This is a genomic window from Glaciibacter superstes DSM 21135 (genome assembly GCF_000421145.1).
Classification (GTDB): Bacteria; Actinomycetota; Actinomycetes; order Actinomycetales; family Microbacteriaceae; genus Cryobacterium; species Cryobacterium superstes.
Genome location: NZ_ATWH01000001.1, coordinates 352,511 through 373,918 on the forward strand (window position 1 = coordinate 352,511; position 21,408 = coordinate 373,918).

Here is a 21,408-nt window from a genome sequence, read left to right on the forward strand (position 1 = left end):
TAGGGAGAGGAGGATATTCTTCGCCTGCATCAAGGATGAATATTCGACTATTCGCCCCGCTGCATGACGCTGTGCCGATCCTGCACATCAACGATGACCCGTCCCGTGTTGGATCGAAGCGGATCAGCGACGGCTTGTCACTGGCCATCGGTGGAGAGTTCAACCACCACTCGGTCACAACGCAGCACTTCATTGCCGAGGTGAAGTCATGGGGTGCGGTCAGCGAACGACGAGCACTCGCGGTTGTCGCAGAAACGCTCGAGGCGTTCGGGAACGCCCTCGACGCGACCCCTGAGATCGCCGGCGGTAGTCCCGGGCTGAAGAACCGTCTCGGTTACAACCTCGACAGACTCGCCGCCGGTAAACCGATCGGCAAACCGAAGATGCCGTTGAAGGACTGGAAACAGGATGTGCGCCCGGAGGGACTCGAACGCCAACCTTCTGATCCGTAGATCGTGGTTTTCGGCTGAGCAGATGGCTGCCGATCTGCGCTCCGATGATCGACCCTGCATCAGCTGTTAGCCGGCCTCGGAGCCGAAGCCACGAGCATCATGGCTGGGTGCAGCTAAGACAGTGGCGGCGCGCTCCCCGCCCAACCCGGCGTCGCTTTCCCTGAGTCGACGAGGGAGCAGATCGCGGCGGCGGCGGCGCCTCGCGCCCAGTCCTCGAAGGTGTGGGGGCGGGTCACGATGCGGCACTTCGCCGCCGCACCGAAGGCGTGAGCTTGGAACGCGTCGCGCAGGCTCTGCTCGAAGAGGTCAAAATTAGACACGGCCTCGCCGCCGATGATGACAAGTTCCGGGCCCACCAGGTTCACAAGACTCGCAATCGCCGTGCCGATGAGCGTCGCGGCCTCTTGGAACGCCGCGGTCGCCGCCGGGTCACCTTCGTGCGCGAGCTGCACTGCCTCGTCAACGGTGACCGCCCGCCCGTGGGCTCGCGACACCGTCTCTTCAATGGCGGCCGTCGCCGCGACCGCCTCGACACAGCCCCGCCGACCACAAGAGCAGATCCGGTCGCGCGGGGCGAGTGGTAGATGGCCGATCTCGCCAGCGACCCCGTTCGCTCCCCCGACGACCTCACCGTTGACGTACAGACCGCTGCCGATGCCACGTCCGATCGTGACAATCGCGAACGACCCCGTGCCCACACCGACGCCGAACCAGTGCTCCCCGATGGTGAGCGCACGCACGTCGTTCTCGAGCGTCACCTGCCACGGCAAACGCGCACTCAGCTGCCTCCCGAACTCCTCGCCACTCCAACCCATCAGCGCGGCCTCGCGCACCACCCCTGCCACCGTGTCGACGTCGCCCGACACAGCGACGCCCACGCCGACGATCCTTCCAGCCATCTCGCCGATCCGGTCCTCCAACCGACGGCACAGCGCCTCGATCCCGTCGGCCACCGTCGCGGGGTCGTGGGCCTCTAACGGCATCCGGTCGCTCGCCAGCACCCTGGTGGTCAGGTCTGTCGCGACGCCAACGAGTTCGTCGATGGTGACCTTGACACCCAACATCGCCATCGCCTCTGGGATCACCGCAACGGGATGAGCTGGACGGCCGGGGCGGCCATCGGGGCTGAGGGAAAGCTTCGCATCGACGAGACCTACAGCCACGAGAGGCGAGACGGCTTTCGTAACTGCGGCCTGCGAAAGGCCCGTCTCCCGCGCAATGTCTATGCGGCTGATCGGGCTGCGCGTGAGGATCGTCGTAAACACGCGGGTCGCCGCATCCGACGACGATCGCAGGAGGGCGGCTCTCATCGCGGTTTCGTCGTTCATATTTCCTCTTCGTTGTTGCCTACCGTAGCGAACGGCGGGCTGGCCGGGGAATCCCCCCGACCCGCCCGCCGGTTGTCGTCACTCCACGAGAATTTCCTCCGTCTTCGCGGTCATGTCTGCGAAGACGTCGTCATCCCTCTCACCGGTGAAGTACGCCTCGAACATCGGCTGGATCGAATCCGTCAGCTCCTGGCCGTTCGTCGTCGGCGGCGCCGGGTAGAGCTGCCCATTCTCGAGAGCTTCAATGAACGTCGACATGTCGACTCCCTGCTCTGCCTGCGCGTCAACGGCTGCCTGGAGAGCACCGGCGATGGACGGGAGGAATGTGCCGTCCTCGCCCGCAATGGTCTGGCACTCCTCTGTGCCCATGTATGTGACCCAACTCCACGTCTCGTCGATGTGCTTCGTGCCCGCGTAGATGTTGTTGGCGTTCGAGTTGCTGATCATCATTCGGCCCTCGGGACCCTCGACTGTCGGCGCGATACCTACCTTCGTGTCGCGGATCTTCGAAGCGGGTGTCGCATCCCACGTGCCGCCTTCGATCATGGCGACCGAGCCGGAGCCCAGCTGCTCGAGCCCGGAGACGCTGAACTCACCGAAACCAGGCATGAGGCCGCGTGCGGCGAGGTCGCGGAAGTAGTTCATCGACTTCACGAACTCGGGATCATCGAAGGGTAGGCTCGTCGGCCACTCCGCCTCGTCCCCACCAAGTCGCCACCCGAACGTCGAGACGAACGAGTTCCACGAAGTTTGCCCGTTGAAATCGGAGGAGGCGAGGGTGCCGATGCCGTACGTCTTAACGTTCTCCGGATCGAAACCGGACTCGTCGCCGCGGATGCCGTTCTCATCGATCGTAAGGCGCGAGATGACGTCATCGAACGTGCCGCCGTCATCCGGGTTCCACGTCATCGTCTTGATGTCCTCAGCGGTGAGCCCCGCATCGGTGACAAGATCCTCGTTGAAATAGATGGCGGCGCCTGCCCAGTCGAGCGGGATGCCGTACTGCTTGCCGTCGGTGAACTTCCAGGAGTCGACGCCAATGTCGAAGATCGAGAGGTCGTAGTCGCTCTCCTCGATAAGTTCGTCGAGCGCCATGATCTGGCCCTGCCCCGCGTACTCGCCAAGGAGCGGGACGCTGTTCTGGAACGCGTCCGGCGCCGTTCCAGCTACAAAGCCGGCGGTGAGCTTGGTGAAGTAGTCGTCGACCGCGTACTGCGAGATCTCGACCTTGATGCCGGGGTTCGCCGCCTCGAACGCGGGGATGCATTTGCGGTAGGACGCGGCCTGCGTGTCACTCCATGTCCACCAGTTGACGGTGACGTCGCCCGCTTCGGCGCTGTCACCGCCGCTGGCACACGAAGTCAGTCCGGAGACCGCGATCGCGGCCACCGCCAGTACGGTAATGATTTTGCGTTGTTTCATTTCGTTCCTCACTCTGTGGTGTTGGACGCGCCGTCATCGGTGAGCGGCGCGCGTGGTGGTGGGTTCTTGCGTCCGGGCGGCGGCATTATGGGCCGCTCGTGTTTCGCGAACCGCGAGCACGCTCGCGGCGAAGGCGAGAGCGTTCTCGTCGTCGAGTTCGCCTCCGGCTTCATGGCCGTTGTGCGACCACAGCACGATTTGCTTACGCCCGGCATAGGCGGAAAAGGCAGGGAGGACCGTTGCGGGTGGCGTGATGCCGTCGACAAGCCCGGTACTGAGGAGGGCGGGCGCCGACGCGCGCTTGGCGTGATTTACGCCATCGAAGTAGCGCAAAGTGTCGAACGCGGCGACCGCGTCGAGCCGCCGCGTCGCGGCGTACTCCCGCAGTAGCGCGTAAGGGTGCTCGAGGCTTAGGTCCGACGCGCGGTTGAGCTCGCAGAGGAACGGCGCCTGCACGACCACGAACGCGAGATCGGAAACGAGACCCGCGATCGCCAGGGCGATGCCTCCGCCCTGGCTCGCACCGACGACGCCGACGGATGCTGCGTCGACGTCCTCGATCGAGCGCAAAGCCGCCGCGGCGCGGACGCCGTCCGCGAAGACTCGTCGGTAGTAGTACTCATACCGCGAGCGCAACCCGCGGGTGAGAAAGCTCCCGGCGGAGGGGCCCCCTGAGTACTCGTCGTCTGTTGCACCGTGCCCCTGCCCCCGGGCGTCGACCACGAGGTGCGCGTAGCCGGCTGATGCCCAGAGGAGGTCTCGGAGAGCGTGGCCGCGACCGTGGCCGTAGCCGGTGAACTGGACGATCCCCGGGAGTGGCGTCGTCGCGCCTCGCGGAACACGCAGCCAGGCGTTGACGCGATCGCCGCCGAAGCCACGGAAGGAAACGTCGTACACGGCGACCGTGCTGAGCCGGGTGGAACTCTCCTCAACGCGCACGTCTAGCGGGAACGTCGCCGTGTCGGCGAGGGTCGCCGCCCAGAACGAGTCGAAGTCGTCGGGCTCCGTCTGGGTCGTGGGTTCGTCGATCTCGACCATCTCACCGTGCATGTCGCACCTCTTCCGCTGTCGGCGCGATGGTGCCCATCCCAGGCGCTCCGAAGTGCGCACCGGTCACGACAACGGGTGCACCAAAGGTGAGAGGGAGGTCGAGAGTTCGCCCGTGATACCTCAGACGCGTCGACGTGATCGATGGGCTCACGGGCCGCACCTCGACGCGGGCCAGCTTGCCGGCCGCCCACTCGACGTCGATGACAAGTCCGGGGCGCGCGCGAAGTCCCGTCACCAGGCCGCTACCCCACGCATGGGGTAGCGCAGGGAGTAGGTCGACGGTACCGCAGTGACTCTGGAGGATCATCTCGGCGATCGCGGCGGGGAAACCCAGGTTGCCGTCGATCTGAAAGGGCGGGTGCGTGCTGAAGAGGTTCGGCAGGAGCCCACCCCATTCGGAGCCGTCGACCGGTCCGTGCCGCCGCGTCTCGCCGGTGAAGGCGGTAAGCGCCTCGCCGAGGAGGGCGTGCGCCGTCTCTCCGTCGCTAAGGCGCGCTCGCAGAGCGATCTTCCATGCCCACGACCAGCCCATGGCTCCGGAGCCGCGCACGTCGAGGAACCGTTCGGCACCGGCCGTCAGTGCTGGGGTCGCCTCGGAAATCAGGTCGAGCGGATACAGCGCCACTAGGGCCGACAGATGGCGGTGGGCCGGCTCATGGTCAAAAACGTCCTCCGCCCACTCCTGCAACCGCCCATCTTTCCCGATCGTTAGGGGAGGCAGGAGTCGAAGCGCGTCGCGAAGCTCGGTCTCGAGAGGATCCGACGCTCCGAGATCTCGGAGCGCGGTCAGCGAACGCTCGAAGAGCGCGCGAATCAGCACGACGTCTGACGTCGCGGTGAGTCCGAGAGATCGGGGGTTTCCATCCGGACCCAAGAAGGCATTCTCCGGCGAGGTCGAGGGCGACGTGCGCAGCGCTCCGTCCGGTCCGGGCACGAGCCAGTCGAGGCAGAACTCGGCAGCACCACGCAACAGCGGCCAGACACGCTTGCGCAATAGTTCGCGGTCGCCGGAGAACGCGTACGCGTCCCACAGGTTGTGGCATAGCCACGCCCCGCCCATCATCCAGATCGCCCAGCTCGGTGCGCCGTTCCCGCGGCCGACTGGAAGACTCCAGCCCCAGAAATCGCTGTTGTGGTGCGCGACCCAGCCGCGCGCACCGTAAAGATCCCGCGCGACGTCGGCGCCCGTCATTGCAATCTTCTCGACGAGGGCGATAAGCGGTTCGAATGGGCCATCGAGGCCGAGTACTGGAGCCGACCAGTAATTCATCTCGGTATTGATATTGATCGTGTAGTTGGAGGACCAGGCCGGGCGAAGCTCGCCGTTCCAGATGCCCTGCAAGTTCGCGGCCGGCCCCCCAGCTCGCGACGCCGAGACAAGCAAATACCGGCCATACTCCGCCGCAATCGTCGCGGCAAGCGCGTCATCCTTGCCCTCGAGAACGTCTCTTCGCACGTTCCACGTACCTGCGCGCCGGCCACCGATCGCAAAGCGTGCGTCCCCAGACGCCGACTCCCGGTCGAGGACGTGCTCGAGGAGGAGGTCGGCAACGGGGCGTGCGATGGTGGCGCGAGCTTTCGCGACGGAGCGATCGCGGATCGCAGCGCGCGACAGTGATCTCCACTCCTCGCCCGCTGGGTCGACCCACCAGTCCTCGGCCCTCGTGGAAGTCGCGAGAGCGACGAGCACGTGAGTGGCCCCCTCAACGACGAGCCCGCCCGCATCGGAGCGCACGGTGCCGTCGGTAGTAAGGGCGACAGCAGCCGACGCGAAGGCGTCGAACGGGTCGTCGCCGCCGTCGTCGTCGGCGTAGCGGAGGGCCGGGTGAACATCCGGCTCGTGCAGGGGCGCCCCGTCCACTGGGACCTCGACGTCCAGGACGAGTCCGTCGCCATCCGCGCGACGGTCGAGTTCACGAAGGGGTGTGGTGAGCGCGATGGTCATCGACACAGGCGCGGTAGCGGCGAGGTGCACAACGAGGCTCCGCGCTGGAGCGGACACCCATGTCCGCCGCTCGACCGAGGTTCCGCCGACGACCATACGCTCCTCGTGAACGGCGGTGTCGAGGTCGAGCACTCGCGCCGGCCCGCCGTCGACGGGCTCGGCGCCCTCCAACTCGATCGCGAGGTCAACGAAGGGCAGGAACTCCTGCGAGTACGGCCCCTCAAAACTCATGAGCAGATCTTCGGCGCGGGCAACGTCCCCCGCATCGAGCGCCGTGCGGATTTCGGCGAGCCGCTCGGAACCGGCCCCGGCGGCAATCACCCGTCGCAACTCGCGTCCCGGCCCGTCCGGCGTTCCCGACCACACGGTCGCGTCGTTCACCTGAAGCCGGCCAGTTGCCCCGCCGAACACCATCGCCCCGATGCGACCGTTGCCGATCGGTACGGCATCCTCCCAAGCCACCGCAGGTTTGTCCCACGCCAGCCTTAGCGTCTCCTGTGTCATTTGAGCCCCGTGAATCCGATTGAGTTGACGATGCGACGACCGAACACCATAAATAGGAGCAGCATCGGAAGTGCCGCTACGAGCGTCGCCGCCATGAGACCTGCCCAGTCCGGCTGTGCCTGCGGTGACGACTGTTTGAAGACTGCGAGGGCGAGGGTGAGCGGTTGCACGCTCGAGTCGGTCGTTACGAGCAGCGGCCAGAAGTAGTCATTCCACATTCCGATGAAGCCAAGGATGAAGAGGGTGATGATCGGCCCACTCGCCATCGGCAGGGTGATGCCGAAGAGCATGCGCACGCGGCCCGCGCCGTCGAGCAGTGCCGCCTCTTCGGTCTCGGTCGACAGCCCCAGCATGAACTGCCGGAGGAAGAAGATGTTGAACGCGGAGAAGAGCGCACCCGGCAGGATCATGCCGGCGAAGGTGTTGAGCAACCCCAGCTCCTTGATGAGCACGAAGTTCGGCAGAAGCGTGAGGATGCCCGGCACCATGAGCGCAGCGAGAAACATTGAGAACATCACCTCGCGTCCACGCCACTGCAAGCGTGCGAACGCGTAAGCGGCGAGGGTCGAGAAGAAGACGATGAGCGCCGTCGACACGGTCGCATAGACGATCGAGTTAAGGAGAAAGGAGCTGAGCTGGATCGACGCGCCAGACCCGCCCTCCGCCACGGCCTCCGCGGGGGCCGCGAGACCGAGTACCCGCCGAAAGGGTCCCCACGTGAAATCCACGGGAAGGATCGACGACGGGTTGGACAGGAGCGCGTAGTTGTCCGAGAGCGCGGTGCGGAGGATCCAGTAGAAGGGGAAGATCGTCACGAAGAGCACGCCGATTAGGTAAAGCCAGGCGAGCGAGCGCCCGAACGAGAACTTGCGGGAGTGGCCTCGGACGCGAGCGGGAGTCATCCGGTCGGAGCCGATCAAGGTCGCGGACGTCGTTGTCGGCGTATAAGTCATCAGCTGTTGTCCGATTCGTTTGCGCGCAGCATGCGCATCTGTATGAAGGTGATCGCGATGAGAATGACGAAAAGGGCCATCGACATGGCGGAGGCGTAGCCGAAGTCGAACTGTCCGAAAGCCTTGTTGTAGATGTACATCTGCAGCACGTTGGACGCGTTGGCAGGACCGCCCTTGGTCGTCACCGCGATGATGTCGAACACCTGGAAGGCGCCGATGACGTTGAGCACGAGGACGAGCGCGATGATCGGGCGCAGCAGCGGCATCGTCAGCCGAAGGAACATCTGTCGTTCATTGGCACCGTCGATGCGGCCGGCCTCGTAGATCGTCGGCGGAATGGTCTGGAGTCCCGCGAAGATGATGATCGATGTGTAACCGAGGTTCTTCCACACGTGGATGAGAGCGATCGTGGGGATCGCCCATGCGCGGGAGCTGAGGAACTGCTGGCCGTCGCCACCGAGGAACTCGATCACGAGGTTCACGACTCCGAGCTGCGTGTCAAGCATCCACGACCACACGGTCGCGGCGACGACGGAGGAGATCAGGAAGGGCAGGATGATGAGCCCGCGAACGACGGTTGACGTCGTGAGCCGGTGCAGGACCGCTGCGGTGAGCACGGAGAAAGTCATCGTGAGTCCTACGGCGATCACGACGAAATAGATGGTGACTCCGAGAGACTGCCAGAACACCTCGTCGCCCGCGAGCTTGACGAAGTTGTCGAGGCCGACCCACGTCGGCGGAGTAAGCACCCGAAACTCGGTGAAGCTCAGATACACACCGCGCAGCGTTGGATACAGAGCGAAGACGACGAATCCGAGCAGCGCCGGAGCGATCAGAATCCATGCCAGCCGCCCGTCTCCGCGGTGGGAGGGTGCGCCGGCGTTCACCGCCCGTCGGGCCGCACGCCGATCCTTGCGAGGTCGCCTCGCATTCAGGTTGTTCGCCGGCGAGGAGACGTCGGCTTCAACTTTCAAGAGCGTCATTGGTTTCCTGTTCCGTCCCTGAACGACTCCGTCGGGACGCGTCACATAGTCGGTGCCGCCGCGGCGGTCATCTTCACTTGGTGCTTGCAGTGCAAGAGTAAACATGGTTTATTGACGTTGTCAAGAAACCCAATGTAAGGAGCATCAATGCCCTCCGGCGATGAAATCGTCTACGTTCTGCGAGCAGACGGAACGTGCCTCGCCATCGACGTGGCAGGTAGATTTCCGAGCGTCCTCCACTGGGGTGCCGACCTCGGCGAGCCGATGTCCGACGGAATCGAGGCACTCCGGACAACCTCGGCACCGGCCGTGCTCAACAACGCACCGGACGTCCCCCGCGCTTTCACCGTGTGGCCGACCGAGAACGACGGCTGGGCGGGAACCCCGGCGCAAGCGGGTCACGCCGCCGGTGGCGCGACCACGCCGCGCCCGGTGCTTACCGGTCACACCCTCCGGCTGGACCCGAGGGGAGGCGGAGTGATCAGCCTGCGCTTCGATGACACGATTACGGCGATTCGCGGTGAGCTCACCTACGCGCTCGATCCGTACGGTGTCCTCTCCGTCGACCTGTCGGTGGAGCGCGACGCGTCCGTCGCCCCCCGCACCGGTTCGCTCCCCTACGCGCTCGACGGCCTGCGCGCCCTGCTCCCGATTCCGGAGCGAGCCACGGAGCTCCTCGACTTCTCCGGCAAATGGGTGCGCGAGCGTGCACCCCAGCGCACGCCCCTCGGCTTCGGAACCCACTCCCGCCGCGCCCGCCGCGGCAAGCCAGGTCACGACTCGCCCTATCTCCTGGCAGCCGGCACACCAGGTTTCAATTTCGGGCACGGGGAGCTATGGACAGTGCACCTGGCGTGGAGCGGCGACGCCGAGTACCTCGCGGAACGGCTCCCAGAGGGCGCCGGGGCCTTCACTGCCGTTCTCGGCGCCGGCGAGAACCTGCGCTCCGGGGAGGTCATCCTCAACGACGGCGACCGCTACGAAGCCCCGACTGCCATCTTCACCTGGTCAGACGCTGGCCTCGACGGTGTGGCCGATCGGCTGCACCGCCGCCTACGCTCCCGCACCGGTCATCCGACAAGCCCACGACCTCTCGTTCTGAACACCTGGGAGGCCGTGTACTTCGACCACGACATGGAGCGCCTCGCGCCCCTCGTGGAGCGTGCGGCCGAGGTGGGCGTCGAACGCATCGTGCTCGACGACGGCTGGTTCCGTGGCCGCCGCGACGAAAGCGCCGGGCTCGGCGACTGGGTCGTCGACGGCGACATCTGGCCAGACGGCCTCGGTCCCCTCGTCGATCTCATCCACGCCCGAGGGATGCAGTTTGGGTTGTGGGTCGAACCGGAGATGATCAATCCGGATTCTGACCTCGCCCGCGCGCATCCCGAGTGGATCCTCGGCCCGCGAGAGGGCCTCGGCTCCACGGCCCGCCGTCAACATGTCCTCGACATCGCCCATCCGGCTGCGGCTGCGCTTGTGTTGGAACGAATCAGCACACTCGTGTCGGAATACAGCCTCGACTGTCTCAAGTGGGACCACAACCGCGACCTCGTCGAACCCGTCGGCCGACGCGGAGCTTCCGACCGGCCGATGGTGCGCGCGCAAACGCTCGCGCTCTACGCGATGCTCGACGAGCTACGCCGGCGGCACCCTAGTCTCGAGATCGAGACATGCTCGGGCGGCGGCGGCCGCGTCGACCTGGGCATCCTGGAGCGGACCGATCGCCTGTGGGCCTCCGACTGCAACGACCCCGTCGAGCGCGCGCAGATCGAGCGATGGACGCGCCTGCTTGTACCTCCTGAACTCATTGGCTCTCACGTCGGCGCCACTCGATCCCACACGACCTCGCGTGTTTCGGACCTGTCGTTCAGACTCGTTGCCTCACTCACTGCTCACGCCGGAATCGAGCTCGACCTCAGCACGGCGTCGCCGACGGAGTTCGAGACCATTCGCACGTGGACGGCGATGTACCGAGAACTGCGGCCACTCATCCACTCCGGTCGGACCGCCAATGCGGACCTCGCAGACGAGGCCACGACGCTGACAGGCATCGTCGCGCAGGACGGGTCGCGCGCCCTCTTCACTTGGGCGCGGCTCGCGACGTCGGGCGGTGGCCAGTCGGGTCGTGTGAGATGGCCGGGCCTCGATGTCGACGCCCGCTATCGCGTCGTCCTCCGCGACGAGCTCGGTGCGGCCGTGCGGCATGGAGACGACCCGGCGTGGATCTCCACAGCCATCGACGGTGGGATCACCCTGCCTGGCGCCGTGCTCGCCACTGCCGGGGTCCCCATGCCTAACCTCGCACCTCAGCATGCACTGCTCTTCGATCTGACCCGGCTCGCCTGAGCGGCCTCGTCCCGATCCTGAACCCTTCCCCTGCCCACCAAAGAAAGGACATCGATGTCTCATAGGAACCGCCCGACGTGGCGAACACGAACAATGGCGGCCGTGGCCGCAGGAACCCTCGCGCTCGGATTGGGATCCGCCTCGATCGCACCGAGCCAGGCCGTCGAGGCCGACGCGGCGATCGCTCCGGCCATCTTCCCGATTGCGCAGCAGCAAACTCCGGACGAGGAACTCGGAGCGAAGCCATACCTGGGCTGGAGTAGCTTCAGCATGCAGGTTTTCTCCGGCGACGGGAAGTGGATCGACGAAGGGCAGCTCCTCGCGCAGTCCGACGCGATGCACGACAAGCTTCAGTCGGTGGGCTTCGAGTACATCAACGTTGACGCAGGCTGGAACGGCGGCACCGACGAATACGGTCGCCCCATCCCGAGCGACGAGCTCTACCCAAGCGGTCTGCAGTCAGTGATCGACCATGTGCACGACAACGGACAGAAGTTCGGCCTCTACCTCATCCCCGGACTCTCCCCGCAGGTATACGCGGACGATCTTCCGATCTTCGGCGCCCCAGAGTGCTCCACTGGAGACATCGCGAAGCAGCCGCTGCAGCAGGCCGACTACTGGGATCTCGGCTACGCTATCGACTTCTCGAACCCGTGCTCGCAGAAGTACATTGACTCGATCGCCGACCTCATCGCCGGGTGGGGTGTCGACTTCCTGAAGTTCGACAGCGTGACGCCGGGCTCAGGCATCGGCGACTTGTCACTCGACGCACGGGACGACGTTGCCGCGTGGGATGCCGCGCTTGAGGAGCATGACATCTGGCTCGAGCTCTCGTGGGCGCTCGACATCCGTTATGTGGACTACTGGAAGGAGCACGCGGAGGGTTGGCGCGTCGACTGGGACGTCGAGTGTTATTGCGAGGGCGAGTCCCTCACAGTGTGGGACAACATCGCGCGCCTCTTTCCGCGCGCGGCCGAGTGGTGGCGGCACGCCGGACCCGGCGGCTGGAACGACTTCGACTCGCTCAATGTGGGCAATGCCAAGGTGGACGGTCTCACGAACGACGAACGCCGCCTCGCGACGACATTCTGGGCTGTGTCCGCCGTCCCTATGTACATCGGCAACGACATGACGACCCTCGACGACTACGGCATCGAACTGCTGACGAATGACGAGGTTATCGCCGTCAACCAGTCCGGACGACCTGCTCGTCCCGTGAGCACGGAGACCAACCGGCAGACCTGGTACTTCATGAACCCTGACGGCTCCGTCACGGTCGGTCTCTTCAACCTCAGCCGGACCGCGGCCGATATGACGGTCAACCTGACGGACCTGGGCCTCGATGGCTCGGCGAAAGTGCGCGACCTATGGGCGAAGAAAGACCTCGGCTCGGTCGACAGTGAATTCACAGCAACGGATGTGCCTATCCACGGCACGCGACTGCTCACCTTCACGCCCGGCAAGAAGTCGGCGATCACGCTCAACGACGACGACATCCTCCTGGGCTACGAGGGAGATTTCGACCGCAACGGCGGCAAGGAGGTCGCCTCGACCACGCAGCCGTTCGCAGTCACGGTCGGTGGCGCGGCCGAGAACCCGGCTCCCCCGGCGTCGAACACGCGGACCCTAACGGTCAACAACGACGACCCGTCGATCACCTACAACGGAACGTGGAGTCGAAGCTCTGGGCGTGGCCTGGGCGACTTCCAGGACGACGTTGAGTATGCCGAGGCGAACGGCAGCGCGTTCGAGTACTCCTTCGTCGGCACGGGAATCGACTACGTAACCGAGACGCACGAGTCGCAGGGCGAGGTGGAGATCTATCTCGACGGCGTGCTGGTCGAGACGGTGAACACTCACATCGATGCATCTGAGGGTCGCGGGGTACAGCAGGCCGTCTACAGCGTGCGCGACTTGGCGGACGGAGCGCATACGCTCCGCGCCGTTAAGAAGTCGGGTCAGTACATGCTCGTCGACAAGCTCGACGTCATCCAGATGAGTCTCATCTCGACGGAGGGTGCGACCTTCGACCCGGCGGCTCCCGGTGACATCGAGGTGTCGTTGCGTGACGGCAGCGAGCTCGCCGGTATCTCAGCGGGCGGTACTGCGCTCGTGGAGGGCACGGACTTCTCGATTGACGGTGACGTCATCACTTTGTCCGAGGCGTTCCTGAGTACTCTCGCCGAAGGCGTGAACACGCTCGACTTCCACTTCTCCGGCGACTTCCGAGACGACGTGCACTCGACGGCGACCAACGGCGACTCCGTCTCGTTCGCCTTCGAGGGTACGAGCGTCACGTGGTCCAGTCCGCTCGCGCCCGACCAGGGCGAGGTTGGGGTGTACATCGACGACACGCTCGTCGACACGGTGGACACCCGCGGCGACACCCGGTCGACCCAGAGTGAGTTGTTCACGAGCGGGGTGCTCAAAAAAGCAAAGCACACACTAAAGCTCGTAAAGGTCTCTGGCGACGTCATGCGCGTCGACAAGGTCACGTACGCCAAGTAGTAGTCGGGCGCGCTTCACTGCTGGCGCAACCTTTTAGAGCCCGGCCGATGGCCGGGCTCTAAAGACATAAGTCGCGACTCAGATGTGACCTATGTCGCGACTCATAACAGTGTGCGCCCGGAGGGATTCGAACCCCCAACCTTCTGATCCGTAGTCAGATGCTCTATCCGTTGAGCTACGGGCGCGTTGGTGTCGCGTCGAGCTTATCGCTCGGAGACAACTTGAAAACTATACCAGCTAACCGTGCCTGTCCCTGTCCAAAGCGGCCAGCTGCCGCTTCAGCGCCACCTGCCGGTACGACGTCTCCATCAGCTCTGCCAACTCGGTCCAATCAGTTTCTGGTCTGTCCAAATCAATCGCCAGCCAGCCTGCCGGCCCGAAGTACGGCGGGATGAAGAACCGCGGGTCCTCAATAAGCGCCAACCGCTCCTCGGGGTCTGGTTTGAACACCACCGAATACGGCCGCTCCATGCTCGAACCCGCCGTCGCGAAGATCTTCTTCCCCGCTCGAAACGTCGGCCTCCCCCACGCCAAAACCTCCGCGGCTTCCGGAAACACCATGCACACACTCCGCAACCGCTGCAGAAGCGGATCGCCAGGCTCGAACAGTTCCGGATGCTCCACGGTCAGACCGCCCCATCAGCCGCGGGCCGGGTGACCGGCCCCGTCACCCCCGGAGGCGTCGATGCGGGCCCCGCTGCAGCCGCAGCATCGGTCGGCACAGCATCCGTCGGCACAGCATCCGCCATCTGGGGCAGGCGACGGATGCCGATAAACGACACGATCCCGCCGGCGAACATCAGAATCGCCACGAACACCATCGCCCGCTGGTACCCGCCCACACTGAGCGTGCCTCCCACGATCGCTCCCGTCATGGCGATCGCGACGAGGCCAGCCACCCGCGACACGGCATTGTTGATCGCCGAACCGATTCCCGCCTGCTCCGGATGAATCGAGCCCAGCACCGCCGAAGTCAACGGCGCAACCGTCACCGACAGGCCGAGACCCAGCAGAACCACCCCTGGCAGCGCCTGCAGCCAGAAGTTGATCGGCGGCACAGCCGTCGTCAACAGCAGAAACCCGACCCCAGCGATGAAGGGCCCGACCGTCATGAACAGCCGCGGCCCGTAACGCCCTGCCAGGGTTCCGAACAGCGTCGCCAGCAACAGCATCACAATCGTCGCGGGGATGCCGGCCAGCCCGGCCGCCGTCGCCGAGAATCCGCCGACCTCCTGCAGGTACAGCGCAAACACGAAGAAGCCGAGGCTCAGCGCGGCATAAATGCCGACCGTCGCCACATTGCCGGCCCAGAAGTTGCGCACCCGGAACAGCGACAACGGCATCATCGGATGCGGCGCACGCGCCTCCCACCAGATGAACGCGGCGAACGCCAGTGCGCCGATCACCATCGGCAGATACACCGCCGGGCTGCCCCACCCGAGCCGGCCCTGCTCGATCAGCGCATACACCGGGCCACCGAGCCCGACAGCCGCAAGGCACGCGCCAAGCACGTCGACACGCGACGCCGGGGTGGTACGGGCCGGCTCATCGATCTTCATGAGGAAGAAGAGCGTCACCGCGATCGGGATCACGTTGATCGCAAAGATATACCGCCAGCTAAGCGTGTCGACCAGGATGCCGCCGAGCAGAGGCCCCGCGATGCCCGCGAACCCGGTGAATCCGGTCCAGATCCCTATCGCCTTACCCTGGGCGACGCCGCTGAACGTCGACGTGATGAGCGCGAGCGAGCTCGGCACCAGCAGGGCCGCCGCAACGCCCTGCAGGATTCGGGCGGCGATCAGCACCGGCCCGACCGGCGCGAGGGCACAGGCAACGGATGTGATCGCGAACCAGATCAGGCCAGCCCGCAGCACGCGCACCCGGCCGAAGGTGTCTGAGAGGGAGCCGGCCACCAGGATCAAGGCGCCGAGACTGAGCAGATAGCCGTCGACCACCCACTGCTGCAGGGGAAGGCCGCCGCCGAGTTCGTCTGAAATGGCGGGCAGCGCGACGTTGATGATCGAGCCGTCAAGGAAAGCGACGAACGACGACAGGATCGCGACGATCAGCACCCGGCGTTGCCGCGGCGTCATCGGGCTCGTGGTGGATGTGGACTTGGGCACGGCAATCAGTTAACTCCACTACCGGCCGATAGAACAGAGCTCGATCGGCCACGCGGTCTCCGGCCCGTCGCGAATACAGCAGGATCACCCGAAAGTTGCGCACTTGCTGATGTTCTCGACGACGGCCGGCCGATTCCTGATGTTTTCACACCCGCGGAGCCTCTGCGAGCCCATCGCTGCACTGGCATACGATGACCCCTATGCACGTTCCCGACGTGTCACCTCGAAACCGCCTGGATGTCCGCGTCACAGGAGGCGTTGTGCGCGGGGTGCGCGACGGCAGGATTCTCGCCTGGCGCGGCATCCCCTACGCCGCACCGCCCGTCGGCTCGCTGAGATTCCGGGCGCCACGGCCCGTGCTGCCGTGGACCGGCATCCGCGACGCGTCGCAGTTCGGCAACGTGTCTCCGCAGCCCTACCGTGGTCAGTTCCGGGGAGCAGCGGCAAACGTTCCGGCCGGCGAGGACTGCCTTACCGTGAATGTGCTCGCCGCCACGGTCACACGGCGCAAGCGGCTCGGCATGCCGGTGATGGTGTTCATCCACGGTGGAGGCTACAGCGCCGGCTCCTCCCAGGACTTCCCCGGCCAGGGTGAGACGTTCGTGCGGTCTGGCCAGGTGGTCTACGTGAGTTTCAACTACCGGCTCGGTGCACTCGGCTACCTCAATTTCTCCCGGTACTCGACCTCTGAGCGCCCCATCGAGAGCAATCTCGGGCTGCGCGACCAGGTGGCCGCTCTCGATTGGGTGCGGGCGAACATCCGGGGCTTCGGGGGCGACCCGAACAACATGACGTTGTTTGGCGAATCCGCCGGCGGCAATGCGGTGACCACGCTTCTGACGACGCCATCCGCTCGTGGCTTGTTCGCCCGTGCTATCGCGCAGAGCCCCCCACCGAACGCCGTCTATACAAAGGAACACTCGGATGGCTGGGCCGCGGAGTTCATCGCACTGCTGCGCACAGATACTGCCAAGCCGGGCGATGACCTCGCGAACCCGGTGCCCGCCAACGAACTGCTGGAATCGGCTCCCGTCGCTAGTCTCAATCGGGCAGCCCTCATCATGCAGGTGCGCACGCCGGACTCCCAGCCCGGCACGTTCTGCCTCGCCCCTGTTGTCGACGGCGATTTCTTGCCGGAGCGGCCACTCGACGCGTTCACAGGCGGACGCTCGCACCCGATTCCACTGATCATCGGCACCAATGCCAGGGAGGGTTCGGTGTTTCGCGGCCGTTTTGACATTCTGCCGAAGTCTCCGAACCGCATTCGATCACTCTTCGAGCACGCGCCACCGACGTCGACGGAGGCGATGGGGCTCGCCTATCCCGGCCTGCCAGAGGCGCGGATCGCCGCCGATTTCGCCGGGGACTTCGCGTTCTGGTTTCCGAGCCTCTCGGTCGCCTGCGGACACTCCCAGGTCGCATCCGTGCACGCCTATCGGTTCGACCTCGCTCCGCGTCTCTTGCATCTGCTCGGGTTCGATGCCACCCACGGCATTGAACTCTTTGCCCTGTTCGACAACGTGCGAACGCCCTTCGCCCGCACGATGACCGCGCTCGGTGGCCGAGCGCAGTTCTCAAAAGCCGGCGAACGGATGCGGCGCCACTGGCTGCGCTTCGCCCTCATCGGCGGGCTCGACGCCAGTTGGCCCGACTACTCGCCCTCCAGTCGGCAGACCCTGATCATCGACGAATTCGATCGGGTCGAGTCCGATCCCCACCGCGAGCGCCGACTCGCGTGGGAGGCGTTTCTGCCGCTGGGATAGGACACGTCGGCCGTGCGTGCGCCCTTTGTGCCGCCTCTGCGTGAGGTGAGGCGACACTTGGGGCGCACGCGCGGCGCGGAAGCGCGGTGCACGTGGCTATCCCAGCGCCTCGAGCCGGTGCCGAACGTCGTCGAAGTGCCGGCGCATGCACAGCATCGCCTCCGCGGCGTCATTGGCGAGCAGTGCTTCGACAATCGCCAGGTGAAACGGCGCGTGCCTGATCGGGTTCTCCGGCGTCGGCAGGGTGCCATCCAACCCACGGTAGAGATCCCAGAAGGTTTCGATGAGACTGTCGACGAGGGAGTTATCGAGCACCTTGTAGAGCGACAGGTGGAAATCACGGTCGACATCGATGGTGGGTTCGCCGATGGATTCCAGCCGGTCCATCTCGTGAGCGAGCCGCGTACAGTCTGCAAGATCGTCTGCCGTGATGAGTGACGCGACCGCGTGCATCAACCCTGTCTCCAGGGCTTCTCGCGCCTGGAGGATCTCAGAGAACTGCGTACCTCCATACGAGAGCCCGTACGGCAGCTGCTCGACGATAGGTCGGAAGGAGAAAGCGGAGACATAGAGGCCGTTGCCGTGGCGCGCCTCGATCACACCAAGGGTCTGCAGGCTTCTGGTGGCCTCCCTGATCGCGCCCCTGCTGACGCCGAAACGGGTGGCGAGCTCGCCCTCAGACGGGAGCCGATCGCCCGGACCGAGCCCGTGCTCCTGGATGTAGCTCCTGAGTTCGGCCTGCGCCTTGACGAAGAGCGACGATGCCACGACGACCTCCTGACTCACCGGCATCCGTCTGAACGGTGCTTTCTCCAATACGGTGACATCGACTAGCTTAGATTAGATATCAGACAAGTTGGCGCAAGCCAGGTCGGGAGAAGGCATGCGCGCATTGGCGGCGGCGGAGATCGAAGGAACCTGGGCGACCGTGCTGACGCCGTTCACGGAGAACGATTCGCTCGACCTCGGCACCTTGAGCGATGAGTTGGACGCCATCGTGGCAGCGCGCCCGGCCGGGATGTACACCCACGGAACCGCGGGCGAATTCTTCAACCAGACGGATGACGAGTGGGATGCGGTGGTCGCCATGGTGGCCGAGCGTAGCGCTGCGGCATCGCTGCCGTTCCAGCTCGGTGCCAGCCACTCCAGTCCGATCACGGCTCTCGGCCGGGTGCGGCGAGCGCGAGCGCTTGAACCATCGGCCATCCAGGTGACCCTTCCAGACTGGCTCCCGCTCAGCCGCGACGAGATCCGCAGAACGATCGAGGGTTTCGCGCACGCGGCAGACGGCGTCGGCCTGGTGCTCTACAACCCCCCGCACGCGAAGAACCTGCTCGGTGCCGCGCAGCTCGACGAGCTGTGCTCCGAGTTCCCGGCCATCGTGGGCGTGAAGATGGCCGACGGGGATGCCGCCTGGTATGCATCGATGCAGGCGGTCTTCGAGCGGGTGTCGGTTTTCGTTCCCGGCCACCACCTGGCGACCGGACTGCAGCACGGAGCACGCGGCGCCTATTCGAACGTGGCCTGCCTGCACCCGGCCGGAGCCGTGTACTGGGGTAAGCGGAGCATCACTGACCCTGAGTGGGGTCTCGGGGTTGAGCGCCAGATCGCCCGCTTCCTGGATGCGGCGATCGCGCCCCTGATCGCGCGCGGCTACCCGAACGTGACCCTCGACAAGACGCTCGCCGCGGCCGGCGGGCACCTGGGTGATGTGAGCCGGGTGCGCTGGCCGCATCCGACCGCGACAACGGAGGAGATCGCTCGCGTGCGCGAACTGGCCTTCCACATGCTCCCCGAGTTCCTCCAGCCCGCTGAGAACTGACCCGAAGCGTACGCGACTACTCGTCCCAGACTCCCGGCTCGTGCGGCAGCGCGTCCGGATCGACGAGGCTGCGGTAGACCGCTTCTTCCCGAAAGGGGAACTCCTGCTCGATGGCCGGGTCGAGTTCGATACCGAGGCCAGGCGCATCCGTCAGTTGCACCTCGCCAGCTGTAACTGTCACGACGTTTCTCAACAGTTCCTCTCGCAGCGGATACGCCGGCAACGGCCACTCGACGATCGAACCTGCGCCCGCCACCGCAGCGTGATAGTTCGCGGCGACGCCGACTCCGGCGCCCCAGCAGTGCACATACGTTGCGACGCCCGCATCGTTCGCGGCATCCATCACCTCGAGCACGGCGCCGAGTCCACCGATCACCGTGGCATCTGGCTGCACGATGTCGTAATAGCCGCCCCTGATCCGGTCGATCAGTTCCGCCGGCGTGGTGACGATCTCGCCGCCGGCGAGCGGGACATCCGTCAGCTGCCGGAGTCGTGGCGACTCGGCGATGCGGTCGGGGCCGAGAATCTCCTCGAGAAACTCGGGCGCACGCCCGGAGCCGGCAACGACGGCGCGGATGAACGTGATGACGTCTTCCGGACGCTGCGACGGAATCGTGAGGTTCTGGGTCATGTCGACGGCCACCTTCATGCCGGCCTCTGTCGCTGCCCGTTGTGTCCAGACGACTTTGTCGGTCTGGTGGGCGCGGGCCCGGATCTTGAACAGTGGGATACCGAGAAGGCCGACCGCGGCCAACTCCCCGGCCATCGCTGCGGGGCCGGCGGAGTCCCCGCCGCTCGCGTAAAGAGCAAGGCGCGGCTGGACCGTTGCCGCGGTTGTGACCGCGTCGCCCAGCATCCGCCACACCGGCACCCCGTGCAGCCGCGCTGCACAGTCTTGCAGCGCCGTCTCGAGCGCGCCGACCACGTGCCGCGCAGCGCCCTGGCCGCTCCAGTAGCCGGTCGCTGTGTGAACATCGCGAACGATCTCGCCGATCGACCGCACGTCTCGCCCCAGGAGCACAGGTGCCAGCAACCGGGCGATGCTCGTGAAGACGTGCGGCGCGAACACCGCCAGGTAGCCCTCACCGAGCCCGACCACCCCGTTCGCGAGCGTCACCTCGACAAAGCCGCTGGTGCGGAGGCCGCTCGGCAGGTGCAGCCGGTTCTCCATGCTGTTCGCCGGGTCGCCGTACGGCGCGCTCAGGAGAACGGGTCGAACGCCGACGATCTTCGACATCCGTTCCCCTTCCCGCCAGTCGGTGAGGTGATCCGGCCTGCTAGCCGGCGACCACCTCGGTGGCCTCCGCGATGATCGGACGCAGCCGGTCGGCGAGCGCGAGCACTTCTGCCCGGTCTGCGCCCTCCAGTGGCCCCCATGGTAGTCGCGGCCGCCCGGCATCTGGGCCCAGCTCGTTCATCAGTTCCTTGACGAACCCGAGGCCGCCGTGGCGATCCGCCGAGTATGCGATGTCGCGGAACGGCTTGTGCAGGGCGAATGCCTCTGCCGGGTTGCCGGCATCGAATGCATTCACCACCCGGTGAGCCACTGGTGCGAGACCGTTGAACAGACTGCCGATAACCGCGTCAGCGCCGAACGCGAGCGCGGCGGGCAGCAGTTCGTCGCGTCCGAAATAGACGCGAACGGATGCGTCGACGGCGCGCGTCAGGTCGTACTCCATCAGGTCTTCGTCGGTGAACTTCACTCCGGCGAGTGTGGGGATCTTGCCGACGGCGCTCGCGACGACGTCGCTGGGGCGATGCGTCGAACCGGTCATGCTCGGGATGTGGTAATAGCAGAACGGCGTCGACGGCGCGGCGGCCGCCACGTCGGCGAGCCACGACGTGATGCGGTCGATGCTCGGCGTCTGGCCGTAATAGGGGGCGACGGCGGCGATCAGCTGCGCTCCGCTCTTCTCGGCGTGCGCGGCAAGTGCCTGCGCCTTCGCCAGCTCAGTGTGACCGACCTGCACGCCGAAGCCGAGGGCAGACGGACGCACATCCCGCCACTTCTCAACCAGCGCGATGCGCTCGTCGCTGGAGAGCGACGGAAACTCCCCCGTCGTGCCACCGACAAACGCCCCATACACGCCGGTGGTCGTGAGGTGCTCGGCCTGCGCGCTGACGACATCGAGGTCCAACTCCCCCTGCGGGGTGAAGGGCGTCGGTGTCGCTGCCCAGATTTCCAGCCGTGAACTCATGTTCCTTACCT

16 protein-coding genes and 1 tRNA gene are annotated in these 21,408 nt (G+C 65.6%); 5 read left to right on the plus strand and 12 right to left on the minus strand.

Going from position 1 to position 21,408, the window contains the following annotated elements; all coding sequences use genetic code 11:
- Window positions 1-35 precede the first annotated feature (35 nt).
- Window positions 36-452 carry a hypothetical protein gene (locus tag K323_RS0101745; protein WP_022883570.1) on the plus strand — a complete coding sequence of 139 codons (417 nt, stop codon included), beginning with the start codon at window positions 36-38 and terminating at the stop codon, window positions 450-452.
- A gap of 113 nt (window positions 453-565) precedes the next feature.
- Here K323_RS0101745 and K323_RS23720 read toward each other — a convergent pair whose 3' ends face one another.
- From K323_RS23720 to K323_RS0101775, 6 genes are all read right to left on the minus strand, one after another.
- Window positions 566-1,780 carry an ROK family transcriptional regulator gene (locus tag K323_RS23720; protein ID WP_022883571.1) on the minus strand — a complete coding sequence of 405 codons (1,215 nt, stop codon included), beginning with the start codon at window positions 1,778-1,780 and terminating at the stop codon, window positions 566-568.
- Between the two features lie 78 nt (window positions 1,781-1,858).
- Entirely contained in the window at window positions 1,859-3,202 is a 1,344-nt protein-coding gene (locus tag K323_RS0101755) for an ABC transporter substrate-binding protein (protein WP_022883572.1), read from the minus strand.
- 33 nt (window positions 3,203-3,235) lie between these two features.
- A complete protein-coding gene (locus K323_RS23725) occupies window positions 3,236-4,252 on the minus strand; it encodes an acetylxylan esterase (RefSeq protein ID WP_022883573.1) in 1,017 nt (338 codons plus the stop codon).
- The gene (locus tag K323_RS23730) at window positions 4,242-6,701 is read right to left on the minus strand and encodes a glycoside hydrolase family 95 protein (protein ID WP_022883574.1); all 2,460 of its coding nucleotides are present in this window, start codon (window positions 6,699-6,701) and stop codon (window positions 4,242-4,244) included. Before K323_RS23730 ends, K323_RS23725 begins: the two co-directional genes overlap by 11 nt.
- Window positions 6,698-7,603 (minus strand): carbohydrate ABC transporter permease, encoded by a 906-nt coding sequence (locus tag K323_RS0101770; protein WP_026851098.1) that lies wholly within the window; start codon window positions 7,601-7,603, stop codon window positions 6,698-6,700. Before K323_RS0101770 ends, K323_RS23730 begins: the two co-directional genes overlap by 4 nt.
- A gap of 50 nt (window positions 7,604-7,653) precedes the next feature.
- Complete coding sequence (locus K323_RS0101775; RefSeq protein ID WP_022883576.1) at window positions 7,654-8,637, minus strand: carbohydrate ABC transporter permease; 984 nt, start codon at window positions 8,635-8,637, stop codon at window positions 7,654-7,656.
- Window positions 8,638-8,784: 147 nt separating this feature from the next.
- On the opposite strand from K323_RS0101775, the gene K323_RS0101780 reads away from it, so the two are divergent.
- Window positions 8,785-10,983: an alpha-galactosidase gene (locus K323_RS0101780; protein ID WP_022883577.1), complete on the plus strand. Its 2,199-nt coding sequence runs from the start codon at window positions 8,785-8,787 to the stop codon at window positions 10,981-10,983.
- 93 nt (window positions 10,984-11,076) lie between these two features.
- The gene (locus K323_RS0101785; protein WP_022883578.1) at window positions 11,077-13,491 is read left to right on the plus strand and encodes a X2-like carbohydrate binding domain-containing protein; all 2,415 of its coding nucleotides are present in this window, start codon (window positions 11,077-11,079) and stop codon (window positions 13,489-13,491) included.
- Window positions 13,492-13,603: 112 nt separating this feature from the next.
- On the opposite strand, the gene K323_RS0101790 is transcribed toward K323_RS0101785, so the two are convergent.
- From K323_RS0101790 to K323_RS23735, 3 genes are all read right to left on the minus strand, one after another.
- Window positions 13,604-13,676, minus strand: a tRNA-Arg gene (locus K323_RS0101790).
- A 52-nt stretch (window positions 13,677-13,728) separates the two neighbouring features.
- A complete protein-coding gene (locus tag K323_RS0101795) occupies window positions 13,729-14,052 on the minus strand; it encodes an MmcQ/YjbR family DNA-binding protein (RefSeq protein ID WP_245570889.1) in 324 nt (107 codons plus the stop codon).
- Between the two features lie 65 nt (window positions 14,053-14,117).
- Window positions 14,118-15,584 carry an MFS transporter gene (locus tag K323_RS23735; protein WP_022883580.1) on the minus strand — a complete coding sequence of 489 codons (1,467 nt, stop codon included), beginning with the start codon at window positions 15,582-15,584 and terminating at the stop codon, window positions 14,118-14,120.
- Between the two features lie 230 nt (window positions 15,585-15,814).
- On the opposite strand from K323_RS23735, the gene K323_RS0101805 reads away from it, so the two are divergent.
- Complete coding sequence (locus K323_RS0101805) at window positions 15,815-17,377, plus strand: carboxylesterase/lipase family protein (RefSeq protein ID WP_022883581.1); 1,563 nt, start codon at window positions 15,815-15,817, stop codon at window positions 17,375-17,377.
- A 96-nt stretch (window positions 17,378-17,473) separates the two neighbouring features.
- Here K323_RS0101805 and K323_RS0101810 read toward each other — a convergent pair whose 3' ends face one another.
- Complete coding sequence (locus K323_RS0101810) at window positions 17,474-18,169, minus strand: FadR/GntR family transcriptional regulator (RefSeq protein ID WP_051147147.1); 696 nt, start codon at window positions 18,167-18,169, stop codon at window positions 17,474-17,476.
- Between the two features lie 91 nt (window positions 18,170-18,260).
- Here K323_RS0101810 and K323_RS0101815 point away from each other — a divergent pair, with 91 nt between their 5' ends.
- Window positions 18,261-19,199: a dihydrodipicolinate synthase family protein gene (locus K323_RS0101815; RefSeq protein ID WP_022883582.1), complete on the plus strand. Its 939-nt coding sequence runs from the start codon at window positions 18,261-18,263 to the stop codon at window positions 19,197-19,199.
- A 16-nt stretch (window positions 19,200-19,215) separates the two neighbouring features.
- On the opposite strand, the gene K323_RS0101820 is transcribed toward K323_RS0101815, so the two are convergent.
- Window positions 19,216-20,436 carry a mandelate racemase/muconate lactonizing enzyme family protein gene (locus K323_RS0101820; protein ID WP_022883583.1) on the minus strand — a complete coding sequence of 407 codons (1,221 nt, stop codon included), beginning with the start codon at window positions 20,434-20,436 and terminating at the stop codon, window positions 19,216-19,218.
- Window positions 20,437-20,476: 40 nt separating this feature from the next.
- Window positions 20,477-21,397 (minus strand): dihydrodipicolinate synthase family protein, encoded by a 921-nt coding sequence (locus K323_RS23740; RefSeq protein WP_022883584.1) that lies wholly within the window; start codon window positions 21,395-21,397, stop codon window positions 20,477-20,479.
- Between the last annotated feature and the right edge of the window lie 11 nt (window positions 21,398-21,408).